At 59.2% G+C, this 809-nt stretch carries 1 protein-coding gene; it reads right to left on the reverse strand.

Annotated features, from left to right (window positions below):
- Window positions 1–90 precede the first annotated feature (90 nt).
- Window positions 91–809 (reverse strand): IS110 family transposase (locus A3730_RS13115; protein ID WP_063538207.1); only part of this gene is annotated, 719 nt, incomplete at its 5' end.

Genomic DNA, 809 nt, shown 5'->3' on the forward strand with positions numbered 1-809 from the left:
TTCCTGCCGGCGTTGTGGGAGAAGGTATTTGCAACCGTCCCCGCTGGTACAGAATCACTGTAGGAGATTCTATGTTGTCCACCCCAGTCTTCATGAGGCAGGGGCCGGCTGATAGTCGGTGCCATTTTTCATAAGCGCGAAGGCGATGCGAACGAGTTTGCGCGCCAGGATGACCAGCGCCTGAATGGTTGCCAGCCCCCGGTCCAGATAAGCCTGATAGACCCCAGCCCAACGCTTGCTCCGGCGAGCGACCATGGCCGCGCAGTAAAGCAGCCTGCGAGCTTCTGAGTCCCCTTTCTTCGTCAGTTTTCGCTTGCCGGTTTTGGTGCCTGAGTCTCTCACGTGAACGTCCATCCCCAGGAAGGCCACGAAGGCATCACTGTTCCTGAAGTCGCCCCTTAAGAAGGCCATGACCAGAGCGTAGGCGGTCAGATCGCCCACGCCCTCCAGGGCCTTGCACCGTTGCACCTGTTCGCTGAGCCCAGCGTCTCTTACCGTGTCGCGAAGGTGTTTCTGGATCTGTGCATCCAGCGTGTTGATCTGAGAGATCAACCTCTTCAAGCCCGCTTTGAGTAGCGGCTCTGCACCCAGGCTTTGCTGGATAATGGTTCGCGCCTTGACCAGTGCCGCACGGCGGCGCAGTAGGGTCTGCAGCGTCCGATACGCCTTGGGTGGCGGGCTCCAGCGGCGCAACGCCTCTTTTTCATGTTGCAGATGGCGGGCAAGTAGCTGCGCATCAGAGGCGTCCGTTTTTGCGCGACCACCTGTGCCTTTGCGGTAATGGTGGAGGCGAGAACCATCAATCACGT

The sequence above is a fragment of the Alcanivorax sp. HI0044 genome, assembly GCF_001634945.1.